Annotated in this window: 23 protein-coding genes; 13 read left to right on the top strand and 10 right to left on the bottom strand. The window is 74.4% G+C overall.

The features are described from left to right. Positions 1-109 precede the first annotated feature (109 nt). Positions 110-1282, bottom strand: a complete 1173-nt coding sequence (locus tag C5N14_RS12530; protein ID WP_117668252.1) for an acetyl-CoA C-acyltransferase — start codon at positions 1280-1282, stop codon at positions 110-112. 115 nt (positions 1283-1397) lie between these two features. Here C5N14_RS12530 and C5N14_RS12525 point away from each other — a divergent pair, with 115 nt between their 5' ends. Then, positions 1398-1847, top strand: coding sequence for a PH domain-containing protein (locus C5N14_RS12525; protein ID WP_117668251.1), 450 nt, complete (start codon positions 1398-1400; stop codon positions 1845-1847). A gap of 138 nt (positions 1848-1985) precedes the next feature. Here C5N14_RS12525 and C5N14_RS12520 read toward each other — a convergent pair whose 3' ends face one another. Next, a complete protein-coding gene (locus C5N14_RS12520; protein ID WP_117668250.1) occupies positions 1986-2897 on the bottom strand; it encodes a rhomboid family intramembrane serine protease in 912 nt (303 codons plus the stop codon). 64 nt (positions 2898-2961) lie between these two features. Further along, on the bottom strand, positions 2962-3492 hold the full coding sequence (locus C5N14_RS12515) for a peptidylprolyl isomerase (protein WP_117668249.1): 531 nt from the start codon (positions 3490-3492) through the stop codon (positions 2962-2964). A gap of 84 nt (positions 3493-3576) precedes the next feature. On the opposite strand from C5N14_RS12515, the gene C5N14_RS12510 reads away from it, so the two are divergent. After that, positions 3577-4398 carry a hypothetical protein gene (locus tag C5N14_RS12510; protein WP_117668248.1) on the top strand — a complete coding sequence of 274 codons (822 nt, stop codon included), beginning with the start codon at positions 3577-3579 and terminating at the stop codon, positions 4396-4398. Between the two features lie 164 nt (positions 4399-4562). Here the strand turns inward: C5N14_RS12510 and corA are convergent, their stop codons facing one another. Together corA and C5N14_RS12500 are read right to left on the bottom strand one after the other, a co-directional pair. Next, entirely contained in the window at positions 4563-5705 is a 1143-nt protein-coding gene (corA, locus tag C5N14_RS12505) for a magnesium/cobalt transporter CorA (protein ID WP_117668247.1), read from the bottom strand. A 371-nt stretch (positions 5706-6076) separates the two neighbouring features. Further along, positions 6077-7171, bottom strand: a complete 1095-nt coding sequence (locus C5N14_RS12500; protein WP_117668246.1) for a PLP-dependent aminotransferase family protein — start codon at positions 7169-7171, stop codon at positions 6077-6079. A 232-nt stretch (positions 7172-7403) separates the two neighbouring features. Here C5N14_RS12500 and C5N14_RS12495 point away from each other — a divergent pair, with 232 nt between their 5' ends. Together C5N14_RS12495 and C5N14_RS12490 are read left to right on the top strand one after the other, a co-directional pair. Beyond that, a complete protein-coding gene (locus C5N14_RS12495) occupies positions 7404-8234 on the top strand; it encodes a 3'(2'),5'-bisphosphate nucleotidase CysQ (RefSeq protein WP_117668245.1) in 831 nt (276 codons plus the stop codon). 82 nt (positions 8235-8316) lie between these two features. After that, positions 8317-9438: a hypothetical protein gene (locus C5N14_RS12490; protein WP_117668244.1), complete on the top strand. Its 1122-nt coding sequence runs from the start codon at positions 8317-8319 to the stop codon at positions 9436-9438. Between the two features lie 3 nt (positions 9439-9441). Here C5N14_RS12490 and C5N14_RS12485 read toward each other — a convergent pair whose 3' ends face one another. From C5N14_RS12485 to C5N14_RS12470, 4 genes are read right to left on the bottom strand one after another with little or no spacing between them, the layout of a single operon-like run. After that, positions 9442-10365 (bottom strand): glycosyltransferase family 2 protein, encoded by a 924-nt coding sequence (locus C5N14_RS12485; protein WP_117668243.1) that lies wholly within the window; start codon positions 10363-10365, stop codon positions 9442-9444. Then, positions 10362-11327, bottom strand: a complete 966-nt coding sequence (locus C5N14_RS12480; RefSeq protein ID WP_117668242.1) for a sulfotransferase — start codon at positions 11325-11327, stop codon at positions 10362-10364. Before C5N14_RS12480 ends, C5N14_RS12485 begins: the two co-directional genes overlap by 4 nt. After that, positions 11315-11851, bottom strand: coding sequence for a glycosyltransferase (locus tag C5N14_RS12475; RefSeq protein WP_117668301.1), 537 nt, complete (start codon positions 11849-11851; stop codon positions 11315-11317). The genes C5N14_RS12480 and C5N14_RS12475 overlap by 13 nt, the downstream gene beginning before the upstream one ends. Positions 11852-11907: 56 nt before the next feature. Next, positions 11908-12348, bottom strand: a complete 441-nt coding sequence (locus C5N14_RS12470; RefSeq protein ID WP_117668241.1) for a UDP-N-acetylglucosamine--LPS N-acetylglucosamine transferase — start codon at positions 12346-12348, stop codon at positions 11908-11910. A 247-nt stretch (positions 12349-12595) separates the two neighbouring features. Between C5N14_RS12470 and C5N14_RS12465 the strand changes: the two genes are divergently transcribed. Continuing rightward, entirely contained in the window at positions 12596-13576 is a 981-nt protein-coding gene (locus C5N14_RS12465; RefSeq protein WP_165878087.1) for a sulfotransferase, read from the top strand. A 17-nt stretch (positions 13577-13593) separates the two neighbouring features. Here C5N14_RS12465 and C5N14_RS12460 read toward each other — a convergent pair whose 3' ends face one another. After that, entirely contained in the window at positions 13594-14526 is a 933-nt protein-coding gene (locus tag C5N14_RS12460; protein WP_117668239.1) for an N-acetylglucosaminyltransferase, read from the bottom strand. A gap of 204 nt (positions 14527-14730) precedes the next feature. Between C5N14_RS12460 and C5N14_RS12455 the strand changes: the two genes are divergently transcribed. The 8 genes from C5N14_RS12455 to C5N14_RS12420 all read left to right on the top strand — a co-directional run bounded on the left by C5N14_RS12455 (position 14731) and on the right by C5N14_RS12420 (position 26068). Further along, positions 14731-16548 carry a lipopolysaccharide biosynthesis protein gene (locus tag C5N14_RS12455; protein ID WP_243639489.1) on the top strand — a complete coding sequence of 606 codons (1818 nt, stop codon included), beginning with the start codon at positions 14731-14733 and terminating at the stop codon, positions 16546-16548. Further along, positions 16545-17537, top strand: coding sequence for a DUF3048 domain-containing protein (locus C5N14_RS33040; protein ID WP_117668237.1), 993 nt, complete (start codon positions 16545-16547; stop codon positions 17535-17537). Before C5N14_RS12455 ends, C5N14_RS33040 begins: the two co-directional genes overlap by 4 nt. Then, positions 17534-19021: an O-antigen ligase gene (locus tag C5N14_RS12445; RefSeq protein ID WP_117668236.1), complete on the top strand. Its 1488-nt coding sequence runs from the start codon at positions 17534-17536 to the stop codon at positions 19019-19021. The genes C5N14_RS33040 and C5N14_RS12445 overlap by 4 nt, the downstream gene beginning before the upstream one ends. Beyond that, positions 19021-20250 carry a hypothetical protein gene (locus tag C5N14_RS12440; protein ID WP_243639487.1) on the top strand — a complete coding sequence of 410 codons (1230 nt, stop codon included), beginning with the start codon at positions 19021-19023 and terminating at the stop codon, positions 20248-20250. Before C5N14_RS12445 ends, C5N14_RS12440 begins: the two co-directional genes overlap by 1 nt. Beyond that, a complete protein-coding gene (locus C5N14_RS12435; protein ID WP_117668235.1) occupies positions 20247-21107 on the top strand; it encodes a sulfotransferase in 861 nt (286 codons plus the stop codon). Before C5N14_RS12440 ends, C5N14_RS12435 begins: the two co-directional genes overlap by 4 nt. Then, the gene (locus C5N14_RS12430; protein ID WP_243639486.1) at positions 21095-22630 is read left to right on the top strand and encodes a lipopolysaccharide biosynthesis protein; all 1536 of its coding nucleotides are present in this window, start codon (positions 21095-21097) and stop codon (positions 22628-22630) included. The genes C5N14_RS12435 and C5N14_RS12430 overlap by 13 nt, the downstream gene beginning before the upstream one ends. 79 nt (positions 22631-22709) lie before the next feature. Further along, positions 22710-23759, top strand: a complete 1050-nt coding sequence (locus C5N14_RS12425) for a glycoside hydrolase family 26 protein (protein WP_117668234.1) — start codon at positions 22710-22712, stop codon at positions 23757-23759. Positions 23760-23989: 230 nt separating this feature from the next. Beyond that, entirely contained in the window at positions 23990-26068 is a 2079-nt protein-coding gene (locus C5N14_RS12420; protein WP_243639484.1) for a hypothetical protein, read from the top strand. Positions 26069-26119: the final 51 nt, after the last annotated feature.

The raw sequence follows: 26119 nt of genomic DNA, 5'->3' as shown, positions 1-26119 counted from the left end.
CGCTGGCGCGGGGCGAGGGGGTTTCCGCCGCCCGACCGGGTCGGAGGGCCGCAAGCCCGGTGCCGGCCGGCGGCCCGGTGGGCAGGACGCTTCCGGCCGGCGGGGACGGTCAGAGCAGCTCGACGATGGTGGCGTTGGCCATGCCGCCGCCCTCGCACATGGTCTGGAGGCCGTAGCGGATGCCGTTGTCCCGCATGTGCTGGAGCATCGTGGTCATGATCCGGGCTCCGGAGGCGCCGAGCGGGTGCCCCAGGGCGATCGCGCCGCCGCGCGGGTTCAGCCGCTCCGGGTCGGCCTCCGTCTCGGCCAGCCAGGCCAGCGGGACCGGGGCGAACGCCTCGTTCACCTCGTACACGCCGATCTCCTCGATGCCCAGCCCCGCGCGGCGCAGCGCCTTCGCGGTGGCCGGGATGGGGGCGGTGAGCATGGCGACCGGGTCGTCGGCGGCGACCACGGCGGTGTGCACCCGGGCCAACGGACGCAGGCCGTGCCGGCCGGCCCACTCGGCGGTGGTGACGGCGAGCGCGGCGGCGCCGTCGGAGATCTGGGACGCCGAGCCGGCGGTGACCACGCCGTCGGACCGGAACGGGGTCTTCAGCTCGCCGAGCTTCGCCAGCGTGGTGTCCCGGCGGATGCCCTCGTCGGCGGCGAACTTGCCGCCGTCGGGCAGGACCACCGGGGCCAACTCGGGATCGAACGCCCCGGCGTCCTGCGCGGCGGCGGCCTTCTCGTGGCTGGCCAGGGCGAACTCGTCGAGCTGGGCGCGGGAGAAGCGCCAGCGGGCGGCGATCAGCTCGGCGCCGGCGCCCTGGTTGAACGGCAGCGGGGAGTCGTCGGCGAAGCCCTCGACCCCCCGGTAGCGGTCGCGGATCTGGTCGCTGAACGGTGAGCCGTCGCCGACGCTGGAGCCCATCGGCACCCGGGTCATCGACTCGACGCCGCCGGCCACCACCAGTTCGGCCTGGCCGGACGCGACGGCGGCGGCGGCGAAGTGCAGGGCCTGCTGGCTGGACCCGCACTGCCGGTCCAGCGTGGTGCCGGGAACCGACTCCGGCCAGCCGGCGGCGAGCACGCCGTTGCGGGCGACGTTCCACGACTGCTCGCCGACCTGGGACACGCAGCCCCAGACGACGTCGTCGACCTGCTCGGGGTCGATCCCGGTGCGCTCGGCCAGCGCGCGCAGCACGTGGGCCGAGAGGTCGACCGGGTGCACGGTGGCCAGGCTGCCCTTGCGCCGCCCGACCGGGGTCCGTACCGCACCGACGATGACCGCGTCACTCATATTTACTCCCCGGTAACCTGGCAGGCCTCGATACTACGTCCTGTCCCGGCCGGCCGTCCCCCACGTCGGCCGGTGGCGGCAGGCCGGAGCGGTCCCGGCAGGGCATGCTGTACGCATGCGGCCAGAGCGGAGCCCGGAGTCGTCGGCGGCGGTGCGGCAGTGGCGGGTGCCCACCGGGGTGCCGGTGGTCAAGCTGGTCGGCGCGGCGGCGCTGGTCGGGCTCGGGCTGGTCTTCGTCGACGGCGACCGGGTGCGGCTGGTGCTGGCCGTGGCGACCGCCGTCGGGCTGGCCGGGTGGGCGGCGCGCGACCTGCTGGTGCCGGTGCGGCTCGCCGTCGACCCGGCGGGGATCACGGTGGTCCGGGGCCTCGCCGGCCGGCGCCGGCTCCCCTGGGACGCCGTCGAGGCGATCACGGTCGACCGCCGGCCCCGGCTCGGGCTGGCCACCGAGATCCTGGAGATCGACGCGGGCGACTCGCTGCACCTGTTCGGCCGGTACGACCTGGACGCCCCGCCCGCCGAGGTGGCCGAGACGCTGCGCGCCGCCCGGACCGAGCCGTCCTGACTGACTGCACGCCACGGGCACCGAGCCACCGTCGGGGCGGCACGGTGTACGACACGACGCGGCTTCCCGCCGTCGTGAGGCCACCTTGTACCGCACCCAAAGCCGATCATGGGCGGGCCCCGACCGGCCCGGCGGGGGTCAGCCCGCGAGCGTCGCCGTACGGACGACCGCGAGCCCGATCAGCGCCACCAGCACCAGCACGGTGCCGGCGGCCTGGAACAGCCCGCGCCGGGACCGGGGCGCGTACGCCAGCAGCAGGGCCATCGCCCCGCCGGTCACCAGCCCGCCGAGGTGGCCCGGGATGGAGATGCCCGGCACGGTCAGGGTGAAGACCAGGTTGATCACCAGGACCGGGAGCACCGAGGAGATGTCCCGCCCCATCCGGCGTTCGATCACGATCAACGCGGCGAACAGGCCGAAGATCGCGGTGGACGCGCCGGCGGTGGTGGCGTTCTCGGCGCTGAACAGGTAGGCGGCCACGTTCCCGCCGAGCCCGGCGACCAGGTAGAGGGAGAGGAAGCGCAGCGGCCCGAGGTTGGCCTCCAGCGACCGGCCGAGCACCCACAGCGCCCACATGTTCAGCAGCAGGTGCAGCACGCCGTAGTGCAGGAACATCGCGGTGACCAGCCGGTACCACTCGCCCTGGGCGATGCCGTGCACGCTGCCGTCGGCGAACAGGGCCTGGCCGAGCACCGAGCCCCAGTCGGTCAGTGGCGTGCTGCCGCCCATCAGGCCGCCGAAGCCGGAACCGCCCGCCACCGCGTCCCCGCCCCGGTCGGAGGCGATGGACAGGACCATGAGCAGCACGTTCAGCGCGAGGATGGCCTTGGTGACGTAGCCGTGGCGGCCGACGGTACCGCCGCCGAAGGCGGTACGCGCCGGCCGCACGCTACGGCGTCCCTCGTTCACGCACTCGGGGCACTGGTGCCCGACCGAGGCGGCCCGCATACAGTCCGGGCAGATCGGCCGGTCGCAACGGGTGCACCGGACGTACGTCTCCCGGCCGGGGTGCCGGTAGCAGATCGGGGTGGTCGGCGGGGACTCACTCACGGCTGCTGCCTCCCGGTGCCGGCGGGGCGCTCAGTCATGCGAGCAAAGGTACCTCGCGCCCGGGTCAGGCCGGGGTGCGCTCGATCTCGACCCGCTCGATGACCACGTCGGAGAGCGGGCGGTCGCTCGGGCCGGTCGGGGTGTTGGCGATCGAGTCGACGACCTTCGCCGACGCCTCGTCGGCCACCTGGCCGAAGATGGTGTGCCGGTTGTTCAGGTGCGGGGTCGGCCCGACGGTGATGAAGAACTGCGAGCCGTTGGTGCCCGGCCCGGCGTTGGCCATGGCGAGCAGGTAGGGCCGGTCGAAACGCAGCTCGGGGTGAAACTCGTCACCGAACTTGTAGCCCGGGCCGCCGCGCCCGGTGCCGGTCGGGTCGCCCATCTGGACCATGAAGCCGCTGATCACCCGGTGCGAGATCGTGCCGTCGTAGTACGGCCCGCTGCCCGGCTGACCCGTACGCGGGTCGGTGTATTCCTTGTTGCCCTCGGCCAGGTCCACGAAGTTGCGGACCGTCTTCGGAGCGTGGTTGGGGAAGAGCTCCAGCCGGATCGGGCCAGCGTTGGTGTGCAAGGTGGCGTAGACAGCCTCGGCCACGGGTACTCCTCACTCGTTGGTCAGTTCCATGCGGATCCTCCCATGTGCCCGATCTGGCAGTGCGGAGGCATCCGAAGGTGGAGGATGACGAAGGAACAACTCCCAGGAGGTGGGACCGTGTTTGGAATCGGGCGGCGTAGGACCCAGGGACAGTTGGCCAAGGTCGAGCTGAACCAGGGCATCGGTCACCTGAAGCAGGCCGCCACGCACGCGGCGAGGGGCGCCGGCGCCACGGTGGGCCCGCGGGTCCAGGCGGCCCGGGGCGCCGTCGCACCGACCGCCCTCGTGGTGCGGGACCGGGCGGCGAGCGGTCTCGCGTCGACGGCCGCAGCCCTGGCGCCGCTGGCCCTGGCCGTGCGCAACGTGCAGGCCGAGGCGGCCGGCAAGGCCATCGCCGGCAGCAAGGCCGCCGCCGGGCGGAAGGCCGCCGCCGGGCGGAAGGCCGCGCTGAGCAAGAAGGCCAGGGCGAAGAACCTGAAGGCCGCGCGGCGGAAGCAGAAGAAGACGTCGGGCGGGATGATGGTCGGCCTGCTGGCCGCCGGCACCGTCGCCGGCCTGGCCGGCGCGATGGCCCTGCGCCGCCGCCGGGAGCAGCAGGAGTGGACCGAGTACGAGCCGGCCCAGACCGTGGAGCCGGCGCGCGACGAGGTGGACACCCTGATCGTGGAGACCCCTTCGGCGAACGGCGCGAAGCCGACCGACTCGTCCACCCGGCCCGGCGGGCCGACCGGGGCCGACGGCAACAGCGCCGCCACCAGCGCCCCGGGCACCCAGCCGGTGATCCAGCCGAACGACAAGGTGCCCTCGGTCGCCGAGGGCGCCCGGGACGTCTCGGGCCGGCCCGCCGACGACCTCACCACGGCCCTCGGCAAGGAGAAGACCGCGCGGTCCGGCAGCCGTCGCTGACCCCGCCTGCCCTCGCCCGCGGCGCGGCGACGACCCCCGTCGTCCCGCGCCTCGGGCGTTCCGGCGCCGTCCGGTCCGCCGACCCCGCAGCCGCGACGGGCGGCGCCGGCGGGCGACGGGGCGGCGTCGGCGGGCGACGGGGCGGCGTCGGCGGGCGACGGGGCTCAGAGCCAGCCGTTGCGGCGGAACCAGCGGTACAGGGCCAGCGAGACGACCAGCATCAGGGCGAGCACGACCGGGTAGCCGTACGTCATTTTCAGCTCGGGCATGATCTCGAAGTTCATGCCGTAGATGCCGGCGATCGCGGTCCAGACCGCGGCGATGCCGGCCCATGCGGCGATCTTGCGCATGTCGTTGTTCTGGTCGACCGTGACCTGGGCCAGCCGCGCCTGGAGGATCGAGTTGAGCAGGTCGTCGTACGAGTTGACCTGCTCGACGGTGCGGCTGAGGTGGTCCTGCACGTCCCGGAAGTAGCGCCGCACCTCCTGCGGCACCTCCCGGTTGACCTGGGCGGTGAGGGTCATCAGCGGCCGTTGCAGCGGCGCCACCGCCCGCTTGAACTCGACCAGTTCCCGCTTCATCTGGTAGATCCGCTGGATCCGGCCGCTGCCCTGGCGGTCGAAGACGTCGGCCTCCAGCACGTCCAGGTCGTCCTCCAGCCGGTCGGCCACCTCCAGGTAGACGTCCACCACCCGGTCGGTGATCGCGTACGCGACGGCCCAGGGGCCATGCGCCAGCAGTTCGTGCCTGGCCTCCAGGTCGGCGCGGACCGGGGCGAGCCGGCAGGCGTCCCCGTGCCGGACGCTGATCACGAAGTTCGGGCCGATGAACAGCATCACCTGCCCGGTCTCGACGACCTCCGAGTTCTCGGTCAGCTCGTCGTGCTCGCAGTACCGGGCGGTGCGCAGCACCAGGAACGCGACCTCGCCGAAGCGTTCGAGCTTGGGCCGCTGCTGGGCCTTCACCGCGTCCTCGACGGCCAGTTCGTGCAGGCCGAAGGTGTCGGCGATGGCGGACATCTCGGCCAGCTCGGGCTCGTGCAGGCCGACCCAGACGAACCCGCGCTCGCGGCGGGCCGCGGCCAGCGCCTCAGCGTAGTGCCACTCACCGGGCTGCCGCCTGCCGTCGACGTAGAGCCCGCAGTCCATCACCGCGCTGCGCCCCGGCCCGGCCGGCTCGGGGACGCGCTGGCTGCCGTCGGCGTTGAGGATCCGGGTCATCGCCCGCACCGGGGCCCAGGCCCGCGGCTTGATCGCCCGCCCGCCGTCCGGCGACGTGGCCCGGCTCCGCTCCGCCCGGTCCGACATGGCGACCCCCTCCCCACGCTGTCGCGGCAGCCGCATGCCGTCGCGGGTTGCAGGGTACGCCGGCCCGGCGCGGGCCGGCCGGTGTCGGCCGCCGCCCCGGCGGGTGGCCGGTGGGCGTCCCGGGCGCGGGATGGGGGCGGCGCCGGGTGGGCCGGGCCGCGTCAGGGGGGTGAGGGGGCGACACGGCCCACCCGGCGCCCTTGGGGGCGGGGGTTGTGCTGCGTGCGCCACCGGTCGGGCGTCGAGGCCCGCATCGGGGCAGGTCGACCGGTCGACGTGAATGGCGCTCGCAGCATTGTGGGCCGTGGACCGGCCGGGCGGGAGTCCCGACCCGGCCGGCATCGCGCTTCTGTCAGAAATCTGACAGAAGATCAGCCTCGGACGGCCGCCACCGCCTCCGCGAGGCGACGAACACCCTCGTCGATGCGGTCCGCGGTGACCGCCGAGAACGCCAGCCGCAGCGCGTGCTGCCCACCGTCGAGCACGAAGTCGCTGCCCTTGACCACCGCCACGCCCCGCTCCGCCGCCGCCGGGGCGAGCCGGTCCACCAGCACGTCCTCCGGCAGCTCCACCCAGAGGAAGTAACCGCCGTCCGGCTCCACGAACCGCGCCTCGGGGAGGTGCCGGCGCAGCGACTCGGCGAGCACCCGGGCCCGCTCGCCCAGCGCGGTGCTGACCGTCCCGATCGAGCGGGTGATGTCGCCGGAGACGCAGAACTGGTGCACGATCGCCTCGGACACCATGCCGGGCGAGATGTAGAGGCTGGTCGCCTTCTTCGCGATGTCGGCGATCAGGTCCGCCGCCCCGATCAGGTAGCCGACCCGCACCCCCGGGCAGACCGTCTTGGTGAAGCTGGAGGCGTGCACCACCACGCCCCGGGTGTCCAGCGAGAGCATCGACGGCAGCGGCTCGCCCCGGAACCGGATGTCGGCGTACGGGTCGTCCTCGAAGATGATGAAGCCGTACTCGGCCGCCAGGTCGAGCAGCTCCCGCCGCTTCTCCAGCGACAGGGTGACCCCGGCCGGGTTCTGGTAGTTCGGGATGACGTGCGCGAGCTTCGGGCGGACCCCGGCCTCCAGCAGCTTGCGCAGCTCGGCGGTGTCCAGGCCGTCCGGCTGGATCGTCACGCCGTGGATCTCGCCACCCATCCGCTGGAGGTTGAGCAGCGTCCGGTCGTACGTCGGGCGCTCGACCACGACCGCGTCGCCGGGGCGGACCAGGTGGTCGAACAGGAACGCGTCGGCCTGGAGCGAGCCGTTGGTGACCAGCACCTGGTCGGCCTCGACGCCGTGCTTCTCGGCGATCCACCTGCGCAGGGGCGGGTAGCCGACGGAGGTGCCGTAGGCGGTGACCCCGGCGGGATCGGCGTCGAAGGCACGGACGGCGGCGGCCTTGAGCCCCTCGACATCAACGATGTCCAGCGAGGGAGCCCCACGGGCGAAGGAGATCAGCTGCTCGGCGGTCATGCGGACGAGCCTAGGGCCTGGCCCGGGCGGTCCGACCGGCATACACGCCAAGTTCAACATGCGGGCAGCGGACCGGCGGCGGAACGGCCGACGCGGAAGCGGCCGGTGGTGCGCGAGACTCAGGTGTCGATTATCGGACCGGTCCCTGGCCGCATGCCCGCGACCGCCGAAGGATGGGCCTCCGCGCGGCGCCGACGGGCGGCACCGGCACCCGAGGAGTGGTGAGGTTCACGTGACCGAGGACGGTACGGGTCGGCTCGACGACCAGGCCTTCGCGGAGTGGCTGGCCGACGCGGCCGGTGCGGCGCTGACCGCGCTGCGCGCGGAGCAGGGCTTCGCCGATCCGGCGGCGCTCAAGGACGCCGGCGACAAGGTCTCCCACGACCTGATGTCGACCGCTCTGGCCCGGTGGCGGCCCGCCGACGCGGTGCTCTCCGAGGAGCAGGCCGACAGCCGGCGCGCCTGGGCCGGCGACCCGACCGCCGGGGCCCGTCCCGCGCGGCTGGAGGCGGACCGGGTGTGGATCATCGACCCGCTCGACGGCACCCGCGAGTTCTCCGAGTCCGGGCGCGACGACTGGGCGGTGCACGTGGCGCTCTGGCAGCGCTCCGCCGGCCCGGACGGCGCGCTGGTGGCCGGCGCGGTCGGCATGCCGGCCCGTACCGCACCGGACGGCAGGCCGCTGGTCCTCGGCACCGCCGTTCCCGCCGCGCCCGCCGTGGCCGGGCCGCTGCGGATCGCGGTGAGCCGCAGCCGGCCGCCCGCGTTCGTGGGCGAGCTGGTGGAGGGCATCGGCGCCCGGGCGGTGCCGATGGGCTCAGCCGGCGTGAAGGTCTGCGCGGTGGTGACCGGCGAGGTCGACGCGTACCTGCACGCCGGGGGCCAGTACGAGTGGGACTCGGCGGCCCCGGTCGCGGTCGCCCTCGGCGCCGGCATGCACGCGTCCCGGATCGACGGCTCGCCCCTGCGCTACAACCGGGACGACCCGCGCCTGCCCGACCTGCTGGTCTGCCGGCCGGAGCACGCGGAGCCCCTGCTGGCCGCCATCGACCGTCACCGTTGACCGGCGGCCCTGCCGCCGCCCGACGGGCGCGTTCGTGGTGCTCCCGCCCGGCCCCACCGACACCGCCGCCCCGAGGAGGGTCATGAGCCCCGGCCCCACCACCGCACCCGCCCCGCCCCCCACCCCGACGGAGCCCGACGGCCCGCGCCGCCGGCTCGGCCGCTGGCTGCTGCTCCCGCTGGCCGCCGGCGCGGTCGCGCTGGGCACCACGGTCGCCCTGGCCACCAACGGGGACCTGCCCGGGGGGCCGGCCCCGACGGTCACCGACGCCGGGTCCGAGGGCGCGGGCCTCGGCCCGGCCGCCCGGCCGACGCCGGGCGGCGACGAGGGCTTCGGCAGCAGCCCGAGGTCCGTCTCGCCGAGCCCGGGCGCCAGCGACGGGGCGACGGCCGGCGCGTTCCCGGGCGGCCGGAACACCCTCCCGGGGGCGAGCATCCACCTCCAGGGCGGGGAGAGCTTCGCCGCCGGGCTGGCCCGGTCCGACCGCAGCTACGGTCCGCTGCGCATGGTCCGGGTCTTCTACCCCGGCCTGCCGCCGGCCTGGTCCGGCAGCCGCGCCGACGTCGCCGACCGGACCGTGGTGGTCTCCTTCAAGGCGCCGCCCGGCGAGGTGGCCGCCGGCCGGCACGACTCCCGGCTCGCCGCCTGGTTCCGCTCCGTCCCCGGCAACTTGGACGTCTACTGGTCGTACTTCCACGAGCCGGAGGACGACATCGCCCGGGGCTCGTACACCGCCGCCCAGTACCGGGCCGCGTGGCAGCGGCTCGCCGGCCTCGCCGACCGGGCCGGCAACGCCCGGCTGCGGGCCACGCTGATCCTGATGTGCTGGACGCTCAACCCGAGCTCGCACCGCACCTTCGAGGACTACTGGCCGGGCGGCGACGCGATCGACGTGCTCGGCTGGGACTGCTACAACAGCGGCGGCAAGTTCAACCGGTACACGGACCCGGCGCAGGTCTTCTCCCCGATGATCGCCAAGTCGAAGGCGCTGGGCAAGCCGTGGGGGCTCGCCGAGACCGGCAGCGTCCGGATCGCCGGCGACAGCGGCGCCGGGCGGGCCGCCTGGATCCGGGCCATGAGCCGGTACCTCGACGGTCAGCGCCCGCTGTGGGTGGCGTACTACGACTACCAGGTCGCCGGGGGCGACTTCCGGCTCACCGACGCGCCGAGCCGGGAGGCGTGGCGGGCCTGGTGCGCCGCCTGACGCTCAGATCCCCCGGCCGCGTTTGTGCAGCGTACGCAGGACGCGGTCGGGGTCGACGGCCCGGCTGGCCACGGCGAGGGCCAGGTACGCGCGCGGCTCCCGGGGGTTGCGGGACAGCGTGCGTCGGGCCCAGCGGACCGCCTCGCCCCGGTTGCCCAGCGCCGCCTGGGCGAAGGCGATCTGCCCGCTGACCCGGGCCTCGCCGGCCGGCACGGTGGCGAACTCCGGGTACCGGCCGAGCAGCCACTGCAGCGCCGTGGCGATGGTCTCCCAGCGCTGGGCGAAGTACGACCGCTTGTGCCAGCGCACCGTCACGTACGGCTCGACGACGTTCACCAGCGGGGCGTGCCGGGCGGCCCGGAGCAGGAACTCGTAGTCCTCCGCGTAGCTGCCCGGGATCTCCTCGTCGACCAGCCCGATCCCGTCGAGCAGCGCGCCCCGGCGGATCAGGAACGTCGACGGGTGCAGCTCGGTGTGCCGGTCCCGCAGCAGGGCCGCCAGCGGCACCCGGTCCACCGGGAGCACCCGGTCGACCGGGGGGCGGCCGTCGTAGTCGACCCGGATGCCGCAGCTCACGAACGCCCCGTCGGGGGCGGCGCGCAGGGCGGCCACCTGGGCGGCGAGCTTGCCGGGCAGCCACTCGTCGTCGTCGTCGCAGAACGCCACCAGGTCGCCGGTGGCGGCCAGGATGCCGGTGTTGCGGGCACCAGCCAGGCCCGGGGTGCGCTCGTTTACCAGCACCGTCACCCGGGGATCGTCGGCCAGCGAGCGGTCCGGCTCGGACTGGTCGTAGACGACCACCACCTCGACCGGGCCCGGGTGGTCCTGGCCGAGAATCGCGTCGAGGGCCTTGCGCAGCAGTTCGGGGCGGTCCCGGGTGGGGACCACCGCGGTCACCGACGGGTGCTCGTTCAGCGACTGGGTCATGGTGCCTCCGTGGGGCCCGGGCGGCCGAGGCCGACGTATCCGTACCGCAGCCGCAGCGGCAGCGTCGCGGCGCTCACCACCGCCCGGCTGCGCGAGGGCAGGGCCGTGCGCCAGGCGTCGTCCTGCCGGACCCGCAGCGGCCCCGCGTTGAACCGCAGCGGGTTGCCGGCGATGCTGTGCGCCCTGACCAGCGGCGTGGGCGACGGGTCGAGCACCCGCAGCGCCTCCGGGGTGTCCGCCAGGCCGGCGAAGCGGCGGACCCGGGCGACGGTGCCGCGCGGGTCGGCGGTGAAGTCCTCGTAGCGCAGCCGGACCACCGGCGCCCGCGTGGCGAGCAGGTGGAACGCGGCGTTCTGCGCCGTCCACAGCTTGCTCACCGTGAACGGCGAGAAGGTCGGCATGTACGCCTCGGCGTCCACCACCTCGGGCCGGCGCACCTGCTTCGCCCACGAGTACGCCACCGCCCGGCTGTCCCGGACCAGGTGCAGCACCCGCAGGTCGAGGTCGTCGGCCCAGCGCAGCGCGAACGCCGTCGAGGCGTGCTTGCTGGAGTCCACCACGAGCTGTGCCCCGGTCACCGCCATCGCGGCGGCGTAGATCCGGGTGTAGAGGTCGGCGTAGCGGCGCACCTGCGCCAGCTCGGCGGCGGGCAGGTCGCCCCTGGCCAGCCGGGGGATGTGCCGGGTCCGGTCGACGGTGGCCTTGAGCGCGAGCACGTCGGCACGGTCGACGGCCGACCAGCCGCCGAACGCGTGCTCGCCGACCCGCTGCCAGAAGTCGCAGGCGGTGAACCGCTCCCCGCAGCCGCACCGCTCGTCGCCGCCGAGGGCCCGCTCCCACAGGTGGACGACCTCGCCGACGGCGCAGACGTCGGGGTGCTGGGCGAGGATCAGCTCCAGCAGCGTGGAGCCGCTGCGGCCGAGGCCGCCGACGAACAGCACCCGGGCGCTCACCGCCACCACCTGCGCCGACCCGGCTCCCGGCTGGTCCGGACCAGGTCCTCGACGATCCGGCCCACCGCCGTGGCGGCGGCGACCCGGGAGTCGGGCCGGCCCGGGTCGGCCGACAGCGCGTACACCCGCGGGTCGGCCACCCCCCGGTCCAGGGCCGCGACCAGGTCGGCCTCGGACTCGACCAGCCGGACCATCCCGGCCGCGCCGAGCCGGCGGGCGAAGAGCTGCTGGTGGTCGTCGACGTGCTCGTCCCGGGTCGGGTCCCGGGGCACCACGATCGGCAGGTGCCCGTGCCGGCGCGCCTCGGTGATGGTGGCCGGCCCGCCGTGGCAGACCACCAGGTCGGCCTCGGTCATCGCCCGCTGGAGCTCGTCGTGGGCCAGGAACGGGGCCGCGTCGGGCAGCCGGGGCGCGCGGCTGCGCCCGTGCTGGACGACGAGACGGACCTCGGGGGCGAGGCCGTCGCGGCCGGCGTGCCAGCGCTCCAGCCACTCGACCAGCCGGTCGAACCGGTGCACGTCGGTGCCGACCATGGCCAGCACGGTACGCCGGAATGGTGAGTTGGTGCGCTGGCGGGGGACCGGCAGGCTCACAGCAGGTTTCCCACCACGGTCGCCTTCGGGTAGAGCCGGCGCTGTTCCTCCCACTGCACGAGCATCGCGGAGAGGAACGGCCGGCACAGCCGGGCCGACAGCGTCGGGGTGTCGATCCGGTCGTACACCTCGATGTAGACGGTGGGGATGCGGCGCAGCCGGGCCACCACCACGAACGGCACGGCGACGCCGGCTCCGGTGGTGACCACCGCCGCGACGTCCCGACCGCGGAACACCCGGACGGCGAGCCACATGTTGCGGGCCAGGTTCCGCACGTTGCGGGTGGTCGGGTGGTGCGCCCAGACCACGTCCTCGCCGTCGAGCAGCGACCGGGCGTCCGGGGTGTCGAACGTGACCCAGGAACGGGACCGGTCGCGGTACCACGGTTGCAGCGCCACCAACTGCGCGAGGTGCCCGCCGCTGGATCCGACGAGCATGACTTCACCAGACTCCACGCCACCCGCCTCCCACGGCCCGGCCGCGCCCCGGGACGCGCCCGACGAGGGCGGTCGACCGGACGGCGCGGCGCCGCCACAATGTATCGGCCACCCCACAGAGAACATAAGTGGCTTCCACCACCATCGGACCTGTCGGATGGTTGGCTGCGGCCCTTCCGCCAATGCCTCACTCCGCCGTCCCGTGCCTAGACTGCCGCTGACAGCCACCGGGGCGAGAGGATCGCGGATGACCGACACGGCCGAGGCGGCGCAGGGCAGCGGCACCCGGGCGGTCCCCGACCCGGTCACCGTCCTCTACGTCTGCGGGATGCCGCGCAGCGGCTCGACCCTGCTCGACCTGATGCTCGGCCAGTTCGTCGGGCACTGCGACGTCGGCGAGCTGTTCTACCTGTGGCAGTCCGGCGTCGAGCGGAACTTCCGCTGCGCCTGCGGGGAGCACTTCGACGCCTGCCCGTTCTGGGGCGAGGTCGGCCAGCGGGCGTACGGCGGGTGGTCCCGGGTCGACGTAGCCGAGGTGCTGGCGCTGCAACGCCGGGTCGACGCGACCGGCCGGCTGCCGCTGATCGTGGGCCCCCGGATGTCCCCGGCGTTCCGGCGCGACCTCGACCGCTACACGGAGTTGCTCACGAAGCTCTACCGGGCGGTGGCCGAGGTGTCCAGGGCGAAGGTGGTGGTGGACTCGACCAAGCGCCCCTCGCTGGCGTACATCCTGGCCCGGGCCCCGCAGATCGACCTGCGGCTGGTGCACGTGCTGCGCGACCCGCGCGGGGTGGCGTACTCCTGGAGCCAGGTCGTCGAGCTGCCCGAGGGCACCTCCACCAAGGGTCGGATGAACCAGCGCTCGGCCCGGCTGACCGCCCGGCGCTGGGTCACCGTCAACGCGATGGTGGCCGCGCTGGCCCGCCGCGGCGTCCCCCGGGTCACGGTCCGGTACGAGGACCTGGTCCGCGACCCGCGCGCCGAGCTGGGCCGGATCGCCGCGCTCACCGCCGACGTGACCGGCGTCGTGGACCCGCTGGAGTTCCTGCGGGACAACGAGTTCGAGCAGGCCGGATCGCACGCGGTCGCCGGCGGCCGGATCCGGATGCGCAGCGGCTCGATCACCCTGGCGCTGGACGAGAGGTGGCGCCGGGAGTACGCCCCGGGTCACCGCCGGCTGGTCGGCGCGCTGACCTGGCCGCTGCGCCGCCGCTACGGCTACCGCTGACCGGTCCGCCGCGCCGCTCAGGAGCGGGCGGCGGCGGCCAGGTGGGCGTCCAGGGTGTCCAGCAGCTCCGGGGCGCGCTCGTAGTCGAACTTGCGGGCGAAGTGCGCCCCGCTGGCCAGCGCCCTGGGCAGGTCCTCGGCGGTCAGCGACTTCGGGTGGTTGAAGGTGCTGCCCCGGAAGTCGAAGTACCGCTTGCAGTCCGGCACCAGGTCGAACCGCCCGGAGCTGCACACGATGGTCTGGAAGACGGCCTCCACCGGGGAAAGGCAGCGTCGGAAGTACGACACCACGTCCGGCCGCCGGTCGAAGTACTCCCGCAGGTACGCCACCACCGGCCAGCTCAGCGAGGTGAACGCCGACCCGCCGTGCAGGCGCAGGTCGGGCCCGAACGGGGTACGGGCCCGGCGGCCCACCGCCAGCCCGTACGACACGTGCACCCGGACCAGCGGCTGCACCCGGTTGACCGCCTGGAGCGGGCGGAGCAGCTTCTTGCCCCGGGGGGTGAGCGGGAGCAGCCGGCGGTGCTGGAAGTGGTAGCGGGACCGGACCCGGCGGCTCGGCCAGTGGCTGTCCGGGCCGAACGCGTCCCAGTACTCCATGAACCCGTCCGCGCCCGAGCCGACCAGCTCCGCCTCGCACTCGCCGAGCGGCCGCAGGGGGTAGTCCTGGCCGGTGATGTTCGCCAGCCAGTCGACCCGCACCCCCTCGTCGTTCAGCCAGTCCACGGCGGCCATGTAGCGGTCGACATGACTGAAGTCACCGTAGCCGCCCTCGTGCGTCTGCACGACGACGTCGGGCAGCGAGCGCAGCTCGGCGAGGTCCAGCGGGGGGCCGTTGACGTCGTGGCTGATGTGCACCACGCTGTCTGGGCTGTACCGCTTCACGGCGTGGACCAGCCGGTTCATCTGCTCGGGCGACCGGTGGCTCTGGATGTGGTAGCAAAACCGCACCCACCCATCCTGCCCCCGCGCCCCGCCGGGTGAGAAGCGCACCTTCGTCGGCTTCCCCTCGTCGCCCGGATCAGGGAGACTCAGGGTTCCGCCGTGGTGCCGCCCGCCACGGCCGACTGGCCGGTCCCGGTCCAAAGGAAGCGACACAGCCCGATGCCCTCGCCTCACCACACCGATCTGCGCGACTCAGACGGCCCCACGCTGATGACCTACCTTGAGTGGCTGCGCCGCCGGTGGTGGATCCTCGTGGTGGCCGCGCTGCTGGGCGCGGGCGCCGGCATGCTGGTCAGCCAGGTGCAGACCCGCACGTACGTGTCGACCACGTCGCTGCTGGTCCGCCAGGTCGGCCCGGACGCCAACCAGGGCACCAAGGTCAACCTGGACACCGAGGCCCAGGTGGTCCGCTCCCTGGTGGTGGCCGAGCGGGCCCGGGCCCTGCTGAAGACGACCATCCCGCCGGAGGACCTGGTCCGCTCGCTGTCGGTCACCGTGCCGCCGAACAGCCAGGTGCTCCAGATCGTGTACGAGGCGCAGAGCCCCGCGGCGGCGCAGGCCGGTTCGCACTCCTTCGCCCAGGCGTACCTGGACCTGCGGCTGGCCACCGCCACCCGGTCGCTGGAGAACGAGACGACCGCGCTCAAGCAGCAGATCGCCGAGACCAACAAGCAGCTCGCCGCAGTCGCCGGAAAGATCGCCGGGACCCCGTCCAACTCGGTCGAGCGGGCCCGCGCCGAGGCCGACCGGAACGTGCTGACCAACCAGCTCGCCAGCCTCAACAGCCGGCTGAGCCCGCTGCTGAGCACCGCGCTCGACCCCGGCGAGATCATCTCCGACGCGGCGCTGCCCCGGAAGCCCAGCTCCCCGAACACCACCCTCAACCTGGCCAGCGGTCTCGGCGCCGGGCTGCTCTTCGGCATCGTGGTCGCCCTGGTGCTGGACCGGCTGGACACCCGGGTCCGGCGCGGCCGGGACGTGGCCGACCGGCTCGGCCTGCCGATGCTGCTGGAGCTGCCCGCCCGGTCGACCGGGCTGACCGTCCTGCCGGCGGCGCACGAGGTCTCCCGGGAACTCGGCCGGCTGCGCAACGTGCTGCTGTCCACCATGCCCGAGCCGCAGCCCGGGCGGGGCCGTCTGCTGCTGCTCACCGACACCTCCCCCGGCCCGGCCGCCGGCTTCGTCGTCGGCAACCTCGCCGCGGCGTACGCCCGCACCGGGGCCCAGGTCGCGGTGGTCACCACCAAGCCGGACTCCCCGCTGGGCGGGATGCTCGGCGGGGTCCGGCCCCGGCACACCCTCGCCGACGTGCTGCGCCACGACGTCTCGGCGCTCACCGCGCTGACCCCGGCCCCCGGCCTGAACCAGCTCCGGGTGCTGCTCCCGGGCAACCTCGACACCGAGGTGGAGCTGCCGGTCGCCACCATGCTGGAGATCCTCGCCGAGTTGGCCGCCCGCTTCGACCACGTGCTGATCGAGACGGCCCAGCCGACGGCTGCGGTGGAGGCGCAGGCACTGGCCCGGCACGTGGACGGCGTGATCCTGGTGGTCGAGGGCGGGCAGACCCGCAGCAGCGAGATCACCGCCGCGATGCGGCAGTTCGAGCAGGTCGACGCGCCGGTCCTCGGCGCGGTGCTGGCCCCCCGGCTGGCCGACCGGGGCCCGGCGGTCCGGCCTGCCCCGCCCACCCCGCCGGCCCGCCGGCTGGGCCCGCCGTCGCCCCGCCCGCGGCCGACGCCCGCCGGGCGGCCCCAGCCGGGCATGCCCAACATCGAGACCACGATGATCCTGCCCCGCGCCGGCGCCGGCGCCCGGGACACCGCCGCCAAGCCGGCCCCCGCCCGGACCGGGGTGGCCAAGCCGCCGCCGGTGCAGCCCCCGCCGCCCCCGCCGCCCGGGTCGCCGAAGCCGGCAGCCCAGCAGAAGCCGGCCGGCAAGTCCACCGTCTACCGCTCCGCCCGGGACGCCGACGGCCCAGACCCCGACCGGTACACCATGGCCTTCAACCCGCTTGAGGACCGGGAGTGAACCGCCGGCGGGCGCTGGGCACGACGCTCGCGGCCGTGCTCGTCGCCGCGCTCGGCGCCGGCTGCGCCGAGGAGCAGGCGCCCGGCGCGGCGAACGTGGTGGACCCGGGCTCCCCTGCGCCCCGGCCCAGCCCCACCCCGAGCCTGCCGGCCGCGCCGCTGTCCGGAAAGCCGGTCGCGGCGGCGACGGCCGCCCGGCAGGCCGTGGTGGTGCCGCTGCGGGTGACCGCCGGCACCAGCCCGGCCGGACTGGCCGAGGCCGACCTGGTCTACCAGGAGTTCGCCGAGTCGGAGAGCCTGCACCTGACCGCGGTCTACCAGTCCCGCGACGCCGCCCGGGTGGGCCCGGTCGCCGAGATCCGGCCGGTGGACATCCGTACGGTCGGCGTGCTGCACCCGTTCGTCGGCTACGCCGGCGGGCCCACCGGGTTCCTCCGCCAGTTCGAGGCGGCGGAACTGCCGGGGGTGACCCCGGCGCAACGCTCGGCCGCGTTCCCGTCCGGCCAGGCGTCCGTCGCCGCGCTGAGGCAGGCGGCCCCGAAGGGCGGCGCCGCGCCGACCCAGGTCTTCGACCACGCCACCCCGGGGGCCCCGCTGGCCAGCCAGGGCGTGACCCCCGCCGGCAAGCTGACCGTCACCGCGCCCGGCCATCCCGCCCAGACCTGGGCGTACGACGCGGCCAGCTCGTTGTGGCGCGGCCGGGTCGGCAAGGCCACGGTGAGCGTCGCCGCGGTGGTCGTGCTGACGATGGAGTACCGCACGATCGACGTCCGCAAGCCCAGTCCCCGCTCACTGCCGGGAGCGAACGTGTACGGGTCCGGGGCCGCGGTGGTGGTGTCCGGGCCGTCCAGCGCGAGGGCGCAGTGGAGCAAGCCCGGCCAGAAGCTGGTCTGCAACGTCACCGACGCGGCCGGCTACCAGGTCCGCCCGCAGCCCGGTCCGGCCTGGGTGATCTACGCCCCGAAGACCGCCAAGGTCAGCGTGACATGACCACGGCCGCCCCGCTGCGGTCCGTTCCCGGGCCGGAGCCGGCACCGGCGGGCCGCCATCCGGCCGACCCGCCGCAGAGCCCGCCGCCCGGCGCGACCCGCCGCTGGTCGCTGCGGCTGCCCGTCGCCTGGCCGGTGACCGCCCTCTTCGTGCTGTACCCGCTGTGGTGGGCGCTCGGCCTACCCTCGTTCATCTTCGCCATCCTGGCCGTCCCGATGGCCTTCCAGCTCTACCGGCGCGGCACCGTGAAGGTGCCGCCGGGCTTCGGGATCTGGCTGATCCTGCTGGCCTGGGTGGTGCTGTCCGGGCTGATGCTCGACATCACCGCGCCCAACACGCTCACCCCGAACGGGTTCGGCCGGTACATCGGCTGGGGCATCCGGGTGATGAACTACACCGCGCTGACCGTGACGATGCTGTACGTGCTCAACCTCAGCGAGCGCGAGCTGCCACGCAAGCGGCTGGTGAAGCTGTTCGGCTTCATGGCCGTGATCACCGTCGTCGGCGGGTATGTCGGCGCGCTGTTTCCCCAGCTCAAGTTCGTCGCGCCACTGAACTACATCCTCCCCGCCGCCATCGCCAAGGAACCGTTCGTCAACCGGCTGATGCACGTCGAGGTCGCCCAGGTGCAGGAGGTGCTCGCCGGGGAAGCCAGTTCGCCCCGCCCGGCCGCCCCCTTCGAGTACACCAACACCTGGGGCGAGAACATGGCCATCCTGCTGATCTGGTTCATCGTCGGCTGGGTGGTCCTCGGCCGGGGGCCGCGCAAGCTCACCGGGTACCTGGTGGTGGCCGCCGCCATCTTCCCGATCGTCTACTCGCTCAACCGGGGGCTGTGGATCGGCCTGGTGGTCGGCGCGGTGTACGTCGCGGTGCGGATGGCGCTGCGCGGCCGGATCGTCGTCCTGGTCGGGCTGGCGCTGGCCACCGGCCTGGTCGGGGTGGCGGTGCTCGCCTCGCCGCTGGGCACCCTGCTCAACGAGCGGATGGCGAACGGGCACAGCGACGACATCCGGGCCACCCTGTCCAACGGGGCGGTGGAGGCGGCGAACCACTCGCCGGTGCTCGGCTACGGCGGCAACCGGGCGCTGATCGGCAGCAACCGGTCCATCGCGATCGGCAAGTCGGCCGACTGCAAGCAGTGCGGCAACCGGGAGCTGGGCAGCAACGGCCAGGTGTGGAACCTGCTGGTCGGCCAGGGGTGGGTGGGCGCGTTCTGCTACAGCGCGTTCTTCCTCTGGTGCCTGTGGCGGTTCCGGCACGACCACACCCCGATCGGCATCGCCGGCAGCCTGGTGCTGATCCTGATGCTGTTCTTCCAGTTCCTCTACGGCTCGCTGAACACCACCCTGGCGTACGGGCTGATCAGCGTGGCGCTGCTCGCCCGCAACGACCTGCACCTGCGCGAACTGCGCCGCGAGGCCCGGTTCGCCGCACCGGAGACGACGGCCCCGCGCGCGGGGCCGGAACGGTGGTCCCGCTGATGCTCATCCCACCCCCGGGCGCGGACGCGCGCGGCGCGTACCTGCCCGAGCTGGCCGGCGTGGTCTGGCCGGAACCGGCCCAGCCGGCGCTGCGGCGCGGCGGCCGGGCCGGGTTCGCGGTGGTGCCGTCGGCCGCGCGACCCCGGCTGCTGGTCCCGGCCGGCTCCCGGCGGGCGGCGGCGGGCGCGGTCCGGCACTCCACCGAGGCGCAGGGGGCGAAGGCCCGGCTGCGCCGCGCCGTGCTGGCGACGGCGTTCCGCACCGGGCTGGGCCGGCTCGCGTTCCGGGACCGACTGGTGGTCGACGCCGCCGCCGACGGGCTCGACGCGCACCTCGCCGCCGTGCTGGGCCGCCCGGCGCTGCTGAGCATCCACATCGGCCCGGCCCGGGCCAACCGCAAGCCGGTGGTTCAGCTCCTCGACGCCGCCGGCACCCCGATCGGGTACGCCAAGCTCGGCGTCGACCCGCTCACCCGGGCGCTGGTAGCGGCCGAGGCGGCGGCGCTGGGCCGGCTGGCGACGCTCGACCTGCCCGGGATCGGAGTGGCCGAGGTGCTGCACCACGGCGCCTGGGGCGGGCACGCCCTGCTGGTGCAGAGCGCCCTGCCGGTGGGGCTGCCCCGGGCCGCCCCCGCGCGGGCCGCCGAGGCCGAGCGGGCCGCCATGGTCGCGGTGAGCCGCTGCGCCGGCATCGACCGCCGGTCGTACGCCGACAGCCCCCACGCCCGGCGGCTCGCCGACGAGCTGGCGGCGCTCGGCGACCGGCCGGAGGCGGCCCGGCTGCGCGCCGTGCTGGCCGAGGTCCGGCGGGCCGACCCGGTGCTCGACCTCGGTGCCTGGCACGGCGACTGGAACGGCGGCAACAGCGCGGCCCTGGCCGACGGCCGGGTGCTGGTCTGGGACTGGGAGCGGTTCGCCGACGACGTGCCGGTCGGCTTCGACGCCCTGCACCGTCGGGTGCAGACGGCGATCACCCGGGCCGGCGTGGAGCCGCGCGCGGCGGCCGGGCGGCTCATCGTCGACGCGGCCGGGACGCTGACGGAGTTCGGGCAGCCGGCCCGGGCGGCCGACCTGGTGGCGGTGCTCTACCTGGTCGAGCTGGCGGCGCGGTACCTGCGCGACCGGCAGGCCGAGGCGGGCGCCCGGCTGGGACACGTGGCCGACTGGCTGTTGCCGGCGGTGGAGGATCACCTGGCCGGTCGGCCTGGTGCGGGAGGAGTGGCGAAGTGACGCTGGTCAAGGCACAGGCGCGGCGCGCGGTGCGGTCGGTGAGCCGGACGTACGGCCGGTGGACCGCCGGGTCGCGGCTCGCCCCCGACTTCCTCATCGTGGGCGCCCAGCGGTGCGGCACGACGTCGCTGTTCAAGACCCTCTCGCAGCACCCGGCGGTGCTGCCGGCGGTCTACCACAAGGGCGTGCACTACTTCGACACCGGCTACGACCGGGGGATGGACTGGTACCTGGGGCACTTCCCGACGGTGCGCCGGGCCGAGGCGGTCCGGGAGCGGGCCGGGGTGCGCGGGGTGACCGGCGAGTCGAGCCCGTACTACATGTTCCACCCGCTGGCCGGCGAGCGGATCGCGCGGGACCTGCCGGACGTGCGGCTGCTGGTGCTGCTGCGCGACCCGGTGGAGCGGGCGTACTCGGCGCACTCGCACGAGGCGGCCCGGGGCTTCGAGCCGGAGGGCTTCGAGCGGGCCCTGGAGCTGGAGGAGGAGCGGATCGCCGGGGAGCGGGAGCGACTGCTCGCCGACCCGACCGCGCACAGCCACCACTACCAGCACAACGCCTACCTGACCCGGGGTCGCTACGTCGAGCAGCTCGAACGACTGGAGTCGATCTTCGGCCGGGACCGGCTGCACGTGGTCGACGCGGACGACTTCTTCGCCGACCCCCGGCCGGCGTTCGACGCGGTCTGCGACTTCCTCGGCCTGCCGCGCTGGGCGGAGATCTCGTTCGGCAAGCACAACGCCCGATCCCGCTCGCCCATGGACCCGACGCTGCGGGCCCGGCTGGAGGAGCACTTCGCCCCGTACGACGAGCGGTTGAGCACCTGGTGGGGACGCGTGCCGTCGTGGCGACGGTAACGCCGGCCCGGTCCCCGGCCGGCGAGCTGGGCGGGGCAGCCCGGCACGGGGTCGCGAACCTGCTCGGGGTGGCGGTCGCGGCGGTCGCCGGATTCGGCCTGAACATCGTCGTCACCCGGGCCTGGTCCATGGCGGACGCGGGCCTCTTCTTCGCCGCCACCAGCGCCTTCATGATCGCGTACGCGGCGGCCCGGCTGGGCACCGGCGTCGGCTCGGTCTACTTCCTCAGCCGCTACCGCACCCTCGGCCAGCCGGAGCGCATCCGCGCGTCGGTGCTGGTCGGGCTGCTGCCGGTGGTGCTGTTCGGCACGCTGATCGCGCTGGCCGGCTGGTGGGCCGCCCCGCGGATCGTGGCGCTGACCTTCGACGAGCCGGCGCCCGGGGCGGTGCGGGCCCTGCGGGTGCTGCTGGTCTTCGTGCCGGTGGCCGCGCTCTGCGACTTCGCGTTGGCCGCCTGCCGGGGGTTCGGCAAGATGCGCCCGCTGCTACTGGTCGAGCGGCTCGGCCGGACCGGGCTGCAACTGCTCGGGGTGGGCCTGGCCGCCCTGTTCGGGCTCTCCGCCACCACCGCCCTGCCGCTGGCCTGGGCGCTGCCCTACCTGCCCGCCGCGCTGCTCGGCACCGTATGGCTGGCCCGGCTGGTCCGGCGGGCCGAGCGGGGCGCGCAGGCCCCGCCGGTGTCGCTGCGCGACGAGTTCTGGCCGTACTGGCGCTACAGCGGCCCCCGGGCGCTGAGCGGGCTGGCCCAGATGGCGGTGCAGCGGCTCGACATCGTGCTGCTCGGCGCGCTGCGCGGGCTGTCGGAGGCGGCGCTCTACACGGCGGCCACCCGGTTCCTGGCCCTCGGGCAGCTCTCCGGGCAGGCGCTGTCCACCGCCGTGCAGCACCGGCTGGCCGAGCACCTGGTCCGCGACGACCGGGCCGCCGCCGGCCGGCTCTACCAGGCCGCCACCGGGTGGCTGGTGCTGCTGGCCTGGCCGGCGTACCTGCTCTTCGCGATCTTCGCCGAGCCGATGCTGCACCTGTTCGGCGACGGGTACGCCGCCGGCCGGCGGGTGACCGTGTTCCTGGCGCTGACCATGCTGGTGGCCACCGGCTGCGGCATGGTCGACACGGTGCTCAACATGGCCGGCCGGACGTCCTGGACGTTCTACAACGCGCTGGCCGGCACGGTGGTCAACGTGGTGCTCAACGTGCTGCTCATCCCGCGCTTCGGCATCATGGGTGCGGCGGTCGCCTGGTCGGCGTCCATCCTGATCACCAACCTGGTGCCGCTGCTCCAGTTGCACCACGCGTACCGGCTGCACCCGTTCGGCCGGGGCACGCTCGCCGCCGCCGGGCTGGCGGTGGCCTGCTTCGGCGTGCCGGCGCTGCTGGCCCGCACCGTGGCCGACGCCGGGCCGGTCACGCTGGCGGTGTTGGCCGTGCTCGGCGCCGCCGGGTACGCCGCCGGGATGTGGCGGCTGCGCCGGGTGCTCCAGCTCGACGCGCTGCGGGCGCTGCGCCGGGGCCGGCGGCGCTGAGGTCCCTGCCACGGGCCCGTCCACGAAACGTCCACCACCGGCGCGCCGGTGGCCTCAGCACGAGGAAGGTGCGGCAACGATGAAGCGGTTCCAGACGGCGGTGGTGCTCCTGCTCGGGTCGGCGCTGGCCGTGTCGGCGTGCTCCGAGGCGGCTCCGGACTTCGTGCCGCCACCGGCCGCGCCGACCGCCACCGCGCAGGCCACGAGCCCTGGCGCGGCGGACGGCCTGCGCACCACCGGTCGGGGCCCGGAGCTGCCCGAGAAGGGTGTCTGGCTGGGTGCCTGGGTGAAGCCGGATTGGCAGACCCCGGAGGGCCGGGTCGAGGCGCTGACCGCGTTCGCGGACCAGACCCGGGGCGAGGTCGTCCTGGCGCACATGTTCCACGCCTGGGAGGACGACTTCCCCGGCCCCACCGAGCACGCGTTCCAGGCGGCCGGGAAGCTCCAGATGATCTCCTGGTCCGGCGCCGACACCCGGTCCATCCGGGACGGGGTGTACGACCAGCTGATCCGGCAGCGGGCCGAGAAGATCAAGCAGTTCGGGGTGCCGCTGCTGCTGCGCTGGCGGTGGGAGATGGACCGCCCCAACCTGACCCAGAGCGTGCACTCCCCGGAGGACTACGTCGCCGCCTGGAAGCGGATCCGAGGCATCTTCACCGAGGTGGGGGCCACCAACGCCGGCTTCGTCTGGTGCCCGCACGTGCAGGGTTTCGTCGACGAGAAGCGCAACGCCGCCGCGTACTACCCGGGCGACGACCAGGTCGACTGGCTCTGCACCGACGTGTACCCGGGCAGGGAGTTCGACGGCTTCGCCGAGCAGATGGACACCTTCATGGCGTTCGCCGCCCAGCACCCCCGGCCGGTGATGATCGGCGAGTTCGGGGTGACGTACCCGGGCGGGCCCGGCCAGCGCGCCGCCTGGCTGAGCGAGGCCCGCGACTACGTCAAGCAGCACCCGCAGATCAAGGCGGTGGTCTACTTCGCCGCGAAGCAGACCACGAAGCCCGTGTACGACAGCACGTTCGACGAGGACCCGGCGGGGTTGGCCGCGTTCCGGGAGCTGACCGCCGACCCGTGGTTCGCCGCGCCGCCCCCGCCGGTTCCGGCGCACGGTCCACGTACCCGGTGACCTCGTCTCCGCGTACGACCGGCCCGGCCGGCGGGGGGCGGATAGACCGAATGGACGGACAGAACGGGCACCCCGGGGTAGACGCCGCGCGCCGCATGCGCCATCGTGGTGCAGAGACTTGTGTCCCGGTCGTCGCCTCCCGGCCGGGGATCACCAGGATCACCGACCGGCCGGGCCGGTCGGGTGGAGGCGCCCGCATCGTTCTCTCCGCCGTTCATCCGGAGTTGCCCGTGGCCCGTATTCCGGCACTCAGTCGCCGACCACTCGCGGTCCTAACCGCCGCCGCACTCACCGTCACCGGTGCCCTCGTCGCCAGCCCGGCGCCCGCCGCCGCCCCAGGCCACGCCACCGTGGTGGGCGCGGTGCCGTCCACCCTCACACCGGACATCGTGGACGGCACCGTCTTCGCCATCCACGACGCCGGGAGCAAGGTCGTCGTCGGCGGCTCGTTCACCGGGGTGGAGAACCGCGGCTCGGACGTGAAGATCCCGCGCAATTTCGTGCTGGCCTTCGACAAGGCCACCGGCCAGGTGGACACCGCGTTCGCCCCGGTGGTCGACAACGAGGTGCTGGACATTCTCGCCGGCCCCACCGCCGGCACCGTCTACCTCGCCGGCAAGTTCAACACCGTCAACGGGACGAACCGCCGCAAGCTCGCCCTGGTCAACCTGTCCAACGGCAGTCTGGTCGCGAGCTTCCCGAACCTGGCGTTCAACGGCCTGGTCAACGACATCGCCAAGGTCGGCAACCGGCTGCTGGTGGGCGGCATCTTCACCACCGCCGCCACCAAGCCGCGCGGCGGCCTCGTCTCGCTCGACGCCACCACCGGCGCCGTGGACGAGTACCTGACCGCCACGCTGACCGAGCACCACAACTACGACGGGGTGAGCGGCGCTAGCGCGGGCGTCGGGGCCGAGAAGCTGGCCGTCTCGCCCGACGGCACCCAGCTCGTGGTGATCGGCAACTTCAAGAAGGCCAACGGGGCGCTGCACGACCAGGTGGTCCGGCTCACCCTCGGCACGAGCGCGGCGACCGTCTCAAGTTGGAACACCAACCGCTACGAGCCGCGCTGCAACGCGAAGGCGTTCGACTCCTACGTGCGGGACGTCAGCTTCTCGCCGGACGGCCGGTACTTCGTCGTCGCCACCACCGGCAGCCCGTACAACGGGACGCTCTGCGACGCGGTCGCCCGCTGGGACACCTCCTCCACCGGCACGGCCGTCCAGCCGACCTGGGTCAACTACAGCGGCGGCGACACGTTCCTCTCCGTCGGCATCACTGAGCAGGCGGTCTACGTCGGCGGCCACTTCCGCTGGGTGAACAACACCTCCGCCACCAACTCGGCGTACCCGGGCGCCGTCGCCCGGCCCAGCATCGCCGCGCTCGACCCGCTCAGCGGCCTGCCGCTGGCCTGGAACCCGGGCCGGCACCCGCGCGGCTACGGCGTGGCCGAGCTGCTGGTCACCGCGCAGGGCCTGTGGCTGGGCTCCGACCAGGAGTGGATCGGCAACTTCCAGCACCGCCGGGAGCGGATCGCGTTCTTCCCGCTCACCGGCGGCGCGGCCCCGCACTCCACCGCCACCACCACCCTGCCGGGCAACGTCTACTTCGCCGGGCCCGGCGCGACGAACACGATGCGCACCCGGGCGTACGACGGCATCCTCGGGGTGAGCAGCTCCGCGCCGGTCGCCAGCCCCGACGGCACCGCGTGGTCGGCCGTCCGGGGTGCCTTCTGGGTGGGCGGCACCCTCTTCTACGGGGTGCAGGGCGCGCTGTGGCGGCGCACCTTCGACGGTGCCGCCTTCGGCACCCCGAAGCTGGTCGACCCGTACCACGACCCGCTGTGGGACAAGGTGGTGACCGACTCCGGGCCGGAGGGTCAGACGTACGCCGGCAACACGGTGAACTTCTACCCGGAGCTTCCGAACGTGACCGGCGCGTTCTACACCAACGGCCGGCTCTACTACACGCTGACCGGCCAGAGCGGCCTGTTCTGGCGCTGGTTCAGCCCGGACAGCGGCACCGTGGGCGCGGACAGGTTCACCGTGGCCGGCGCCACCGGCTTCGCCGACGCCGGTGGGATGTTCGTCTCCGGATCCAGCATCTACCTGGTCAGCCGCAGCACCGGCAACCTCTCGTCGGCCGACTGGGTCGGCGGGGCGCCGACGGGCGGCTGGACGACGCGCAGCGGCCCCCAGGTCGACACGATCGACTGGCGGGCCGCGGCGGTCTTCACCGGCCCCGACAGCCCGACCCCGCTGCCGACCAAGCGGATTCCGGTCAAGCGGACGCTCAGGCAGAGCCGCTGACCCCGAGCCCACGGCCCGGTCCCCGCCCGGGGGCCGGGCCGTGGGCGTTCC

Source organism: Micromonospora sp. MW-13, from assembly GCF_003434305.1.
Lineage (GTDB): Bacteria > Actinomycetota > Actinomycetes > Mycobacteriales > Micromonosporaceae > Micromonospora.
This window is presented reverse-complemented; position numbering and strand designations above follow the sequence as displayed.

Coding starts and splice junctions, on each gene's coding strand:
- C5N14_RS12490 (WP_117668244.1), top strand. CDS start 8,317: ATGAGCCCCGGCCCCACCACCGCACCCGCCCCGCCCCCCACCCCGACG.
- C5N14_RS12530 (WP_117668252.1), bottom strand. CDS start 1,282: ATGAGTGACGCGGTCATCGTCGGTGCGGTACGGACCCCGGTCGGGCGG.
- C5N14_RS12510 (WP_117668248.1), top strand. CDS start 3,577: ATGACGAAGGAACAACTCCCAGGAGGTGGGACCGTGTTTGGAATCGGG.
- C5N14_RS12500 (WP_117668246.1), bottom strand. CDS start 7,171: ATGACCGCCGAGCAGCTGATCTCCTTCGCCCGTGGGGCTCCCTCGCTG.
- C5N14_RS12525 (WP_117668251.1), top strand. CDS start 1,398: ATGCGGCCAGAGCGGAGCCCGGAGTCGTCGGCGGCGGTGCGGCAGTGG.
- C5N14_RS12475 (WP_117668301.1), bottom strand. CDS start 11,851: ATGGTCGGCACCGACGTGCACCGGTTCGACCGGCTGGTCGAGTGGCTG.
- C5N14_RS12485 (WP_117668243.1), bottom strand. CDS start 10,365: ATGACCCAGTCGCTGAACGAGCACCCGTCGGTGACCGCGGTGGTCCCC.
- corA (WP_117668247.1), bottom strand. CDS start 5,705: ATGTCGGACCGGGCGGAGCGGAGCCGGGCCACGTCGCCGGACGGCGGG.
- C5N14_RS12465 (WP_165878087.1), top strand. CDS start 12,596: ATGACCGACACGGCCGAGGCGGCGCAGGGCAGCGGCACCCGGGCGGTC.
- C5N14_RS12445 (WP_117668236.1), top strand. CDS start 17,534: ATGACCACGGCCGCCCCGCTGCGGTCCGTTCCCGGGCCGGAGCCGGCA.
- C5N14_RS12440 (WP_243639487.1), top strand. CDS start 19,021: ATGCTCATCCCACCCCCGGGCGCGGACGCGCGCGGCGCGTACCTGCCC.
- C5N14_RS12455 (WP_243639489.1), top strand. CDS start 14,731: ATGACCTACCTTGAGTGGCTGCGCCGCCGGTGGTGGATCCTCGTGGTG.
- C5N14_RS12470 (WP_117668241.1), bottom strand. CDS start 12,348: ATGCTCGTCGGATCCAGCGGCGGGCACCTCGCGCAGTTGGTGGCGCTG.
- C5N14_RS12425 (WP_117668234.1), top strand. CDS start 22,710: ATGAAGCGGTTCCAGACGGCGGTGGTGCTCCTGCTCGGGTCGGCGCTG.